This is a genomic window from Bizionia sediminis (assembly GCF_042684585.1).
Classification (GTDB): Bacteria; Bacteroidota; Bacteroidia; order Flavobacteriales; family Flavobacteriaceae; genus Algorimicrobium; species Algorimicrobium sediminis.
The window spans coordinates 1-4,527 of record NZ_JBHULS010000013.1 but is presented as its reverse complement, the minus strand read 5'-3'; the positions used below and the strand labels follow the sequence as shown (position 1 = coordinate 4,527).

The following is a 4,527-nucleotide window of genomic DNA, read 5'->3' as shown; positions in this document are numbered from 1 at the left end:
GAATTATACACATTGTTAGGCACTGGTTTTTAGGTTCAGATTTTCGCTTGTTGGTTTTTTAAAATTTTTCGAGTTAAAAATTACTTTATTAAACATCAAAAATATTGTAAAAAAAATCGACACTAGCCGGGGAGATTTCCAGAAGCTGCTTGGTCACTCACCTTTTATTTTCGGAAGGCGAATCATACGTTATCAGGTCAAAATTTAAGGGTCAATATTTATGAAGTAGCTCGTCAATTTTTGTCGTCAAAGGTGATAAGCCAAAAGTTGAAGTTTTCCTAAAAGTTCTATGAATAAAAATGACCTAGGGCGGGTTTGGAATCAGCTTTTACGAGCGGCTAATCACTCAAAGTGATTTTATCAATCGTAATGAGTTTTTTTTAATTTCTTAAAGTTTGCGAGTTTGCAAGGTCCGTTGCTGCTCGTTTCAACTTGTGCCTAACGGTTTGGTGTATGGCTCGTTGCGGGAAATCCGCGAGGATTTTCCGCCGTAGAACGAAGATAGCAAATTGCAATGAATTCCGATTAGGAATTCAGCCGCAATGAGCTATACACGTTGTTGGCAAACGTTTTTTATTTCAGTTGTTTTTTCTCGCATAGGTCAAATTCCATTCCTGTTTTTTCAAATTTTAAATCACAATTCTTTTTTCCTATTCCAAGTTCCAAAAATGTATTTTCAGTTTTTTGTTTGTCAAGCGTTTTATAAAATTGGTCAAAGAAGTATTTTTCTCGTAATTTCAAATAGGTTTTTCCTCCAGGTCCAGCGTAATATTCCATATTCGCATAAATGATTTCGTATTCCCCAATTTTCCAATTCCAGCTTATTTTTTCAGAGCCTGCCATAATTCCGATTGTTTCAAGTCCTAAAAATATAATTCCGAATATCAAGGTCGGCAATCCGATTAAAATTCTGTAGCTCCATTTATTGAAATAGATGTAAATAAAAATCAGAGTTGCTATTAGCGTTATCATTCCGATTTCCAATGTTCGGTCATTTACTAAATTAAAATCCGAATAATAAATCCCAAATTCGATAGCGATAATTGCTATTAAAATCAGTCCGATAATGTTCAAGATTTTGCGTTTCATCAAATGTTTGCCAACGTGTTTGTATATGGTTTGTTGCGTGGTTTAAGCACGAAATTTAGCAAATAAAAACCGAATAGAAAATCCGCGAGGATTTTCGTAAGTAGGCTAGAACTAGCAATAAATTATATACGGTGTTAGCCACAGATTTTTATTCAAAATAATAATTCTTGTTTATTACAAAATGTTAAGTTATCTTTACGTAAAGTAAACTTTACAAAAAATAATATTATGTTCAAACTTTTACCACATCGTTACAAAAGAATAGGGTTGATAATTGCACCTACAGGTTTTTTACTCTGGATAATAATGCAATTAGGATTGATAACAGAATTTTCGCAATTCATTGGGATGTCAAATCCAAAATTCCTGAATGTAAGTTCCGCAATTTTTGGATTTTTCGCTTTTCTATTCGGTTTGTATGCTTTATCATTTTCTAAAGAAAAAATTGAAGATGAAATGATAAAAAATGTCCGATTGCAATCTTTTCAGTTTGCAGCTTTGCTACAAATTCTATTTTTAATTATAGGTTTAACTTGTGTTGGTTTTATGAAAAATCCTCCAAAAGATGCAGGTATGATGCTATTTTTCATCATTGCTATATTTACTTTTTGGATTACATATATTATAAGGTTTAATTATATTGTTCATATTGGAATTTATAAGTATGAAAAATAATGTAAAAGGCATAAGGGTAACTAAAGGACTAACACAAGAGGAACTTGCTAAATTACTTGGTGTATCTCGTCAGACAATAATTTCAATTGAGTCGAGTCGTTATGTTCCGTCAACAGTTTTATCGCTTAAAATTTCCAAATTTCTTAATAAAAGAGTAGAAGAGCTTTTCGAGCTCGAAAAAAGTGATTTTGATACGAAATCAAGTAGGTCGAGTTAATTTGTGGCTAACGGTCTTGTATATGGCTCGTAGCGTGCAAATTATCAATATTTTTTTCGGTTAAGCACTAGCCGGATTTTTTAATTTTCTTATTACCTTTTTTTCTCAATAAGTCAAATTAAAAAATTTGGCGGACTTCGCAAATATGCCTAAACTTCGATTAAGCAACTGCCCAGCTATGAGCTATATACGGTGTTGTAAGTAGTGCTTTTTTCATTCACTTACTTAATTTCAAAATCCTAAACGCTCCTTGAATTACCAATATAAAAACGATTGTTCCAATAATCAAATCAGGTTTATTAGAACTCAAATAATGCACTAAAATTCCTGCAATTATTACTCCTAAATTTATAATCACGTCATTCGAGGTGAAAATCATACTCGCTTTCATATGTGCTTCTTCTTTACTTTTTGACTTTTGCAAAATATAAAGACAAATTCCGTTTGCGATAAGTGCGAAAATCGAAACGATAATCATCGTCGAAAAATCGGGAAGTTTCTCGTCTCCGAAAAATCTTCTTAAAACTTCTACAAATCCAATAATCGCAAGTATTATTTGAAAATATCCAGCAAGTTTGGCAATCCGTTTTTTCTTTATTACTGTTCCGCCAACCGCAAACAAACTAATTCCGTAAACAAAACTGTCCGCAAGCATATCTAAACTATCGGCAACAAGTCCCATAGATTTTGAGATAATTCCTGTTGTCATTTCGATTATAAAAAACGCAAAATTTATAACGAGTACAGACCAAAGTAGCTTTTTTTGGTTTTTGTTTTCTTTAAATTCCGTTTGGTCGGTTTGTTTAGTCGAGATTTTCTTTCCACCTAAATTTAGTTCGATAACTGACTTTTCGATTTGGTCAATTTCTCCGCTGTGAAAAACGGTCAATTTTCGATTCGGAATATCAAACTCCAAATTCGCAATGCTTGAAATTCCATCTAATTTCATTCGGATTAGATTTTCCTCTGAAGGACAGTCCATTTTGGTAATTTCAAATATTGTCTTTTTCATTCGGTTTCTGGGTTTTTCGGCATTACTTACAACGTGATTGTGTATGATTAGTGGCGTGTTTAAGCACTTAATTTAGCAAATAAAAACCAAATAGAAAATCCGCGAGGATTTTCGTAAGTAGGCGAGAACTAGCCATTAATTATACACGGTGTTACCCAACGTTTTTTATCGTTTCTTTAAGTCAAATCCTAAATTCAGTTGTAGCATTATTGGCCAAATATTCCCATTTCCATTTGTGTCGATGTAATATTGTGGTCCGACGTCAAAAAGTAAATGAAAATTCTTTCCATATTTTCTTTGTATTCCCCAAGTTGGTCCAAATGCGAAATCAAAGTCAGAAGTCCGATTTACATTTTCAGCTATTGAATTTCCACGAGTTATTAATCTAAAAGACACAAAATTTCCAGAATTATTTTCTGTATTCCTATCTTTTCCATTTCTTTTATTTAGGTTATAAAACCATTTTTGTTGTAAATCGACAAACGGACTGATAATATAAATAAATCCACTTCCGCCAAACGTCAGGTCAGGATATCCTCCACCATAACCAATTCCGAGTGCTGACGAAAATGTAGAGTATTGTCCAGTCGGAATTTCCAATTCAATTGCTGGATTCAAAAAATTCACACGCCAAACTTTTTCGGTTTTAATTTCGCTATTCTGTTGAGCATAATTTACAGTTGTTAAAAGTCCGAAAACTAAAATTAATAGGCTTTTTTTCATTTTTTTTCTGTTTGTTTTTGTTATTTGTAATGTTTTTCTTAAATGTTGGGTAACGGTTAGTATATGAAAAGTAGGCGATTTGGAAGCTCGAAACTTTCGGTCAAGTGCAAGGTTTGATGCACGCTAAAAGACTTGATTTTACTACTGTTTCGCCTATTTTTTATATACATTGTTGTAAGCCGTTATTTTATTCTTTTTTTCATTGTCCAAGAAGTCTCGGTTTCTTCGACTATTTCGCATCCGAGGCGCTTATATAGATTCGAGGCATTATTCGCCTTGTCAACACTAAGCGATAAACACTCCACTCCGATTTTTTGATATTCGGAAGCAATTGCCTTAATCAACTTTGTTCCTATTCCTTGGTTTCTGTAATCATTTTTAACTGCCATACTCAATTCTGGGGTTGTGTTATCTACATAGCCAAACCCTTTATTCTCGTCAGTTAATAACCTTCCCCAAATTGCTCCAATAAGTTGATTGTCCAATTCCATGACTAAGGCAATGTCAAATTTGTCTTTTCCCCAATTTTGAATGTATTTGGATAGAGATTTGTCCTTAATTACTTCTTTTGGTAAAGGGTCAGTACCTTCTGGAATAAAAATCGCTTCGTAGAGCATATCCGCCAAGAAGTCAGATTCGCTTGTTTTAAGTTTTCTTATCGTCATTTTCGTTCTAATGGCTTACAACGGTTTTGTATATGGCTCGTAGCGTATAAATTAGCGATTATTTTCGGATTAAGTACAAGCCAGATTTTTAAATTTTACTATTTATCTTTTTTTATCGGAAATCGTCAAATTAAAAAATTTGGCGA

6 protein-coding genes are annotated in these 4,527 nt (G+C 33.0%); 2 read left to right on the top strand and 4 right to left on the bottom strand.

Annotation, left to right across the window (positions count from 1 at the left end; translation table 11 throughout):
• Positions 1-573: 573 nt before the first annotated feature.
• Positions 574-1,074: a hypothetical protein gene (locus ACFSQP_RS12985; RefSeq protein WP_376895192.1), complete on the bottom strand. Its 501-nt coding sequence runs from the start codon at positions 1,072-1,074 to the stop codon at positions 574-576.
• Between the two features lie 243 nt (positions 1,075-1,317).
• On the opposite strand from ACFSQP_RS12985, the gene ACFSQP_RS12980 reads away from it, so the two are divergent.
• Positions 1,318-1,764: a hypothetical protein gene (locus tag ACFSQP_RS12980; RefSeq protein ID WP_376895190.1), complete on the top strand. Its 447-nt coding sequence runs from the start codon at positions 1,318-1,320 to the stop codon at positions 1,762-1,764.
• The gene (locus ACFSQP_RS12975; RefSeq protein WP_376895188.1) at positions 1,754-1,981 is read left to right on the top strand and encodes a helix-turn-helix transcriptional regulator; all 228 of its coding nucleotides are present in this window, start codon (positions 1,754-1,756) and stop codon (positions 1,979-1,981) included. Before ACFSQP_RS12980 ends, ACFSQP_RS12975 begins: the two co-directional genes overlap by 11 nt.
• 217 nt (positions 1,982-2,198) lie before the next feature.
• Here the strand turns inward: ACFSQP_RS12975 and ACFSQP_RS12970 are convergent, their stop codons facing one another.
• The 3 genes from ACFSQP_RS12970 to ACFSQP_RS12960 all read right to left on the bottom strand — a co-directional run bounded on the left by ACFSQP_RS12970 (position 2,199) and on the right by ACFSQP_RS12960 (position 4,381).
• Positions 2,199-2,993 (bottom strand): cation transporter, encoded by a 795-nt coding sequence (locus tag ACFSQP_RS12970; protein WP_290236953.1) that lies wholly within the window; start codon positions 2,991-2,993, stop codon positions 2,199-2,201.
• A gap of 165 nt (positions 2,994-3,158) precedes the next feature.
• Positions 3,159-3,716, bottom strand: a complete 558-nt coding sequence (locus ACFSQP_RS12965; RefSeq protein ID WP_376895186.1) for a hypothetical protein — start codon at positions 3,714-3,716, stop codon at positions 3,159-3,161.
• Between the two features lie 182 nt (positions 3,717-3,898).
• Complete coding sequence (locus tag ACFSQP_RS12960) at positions 3,899-4,381, bottom strand: GNAT family N-acetyltransferase (protein ID WP_376895184.1); 483 nt, start codon at positions 4,379-4,381, stop codon at positions 3,899-3,901.
• Positions 4,382-4,527: the final 146 nt, after the last annotated feature.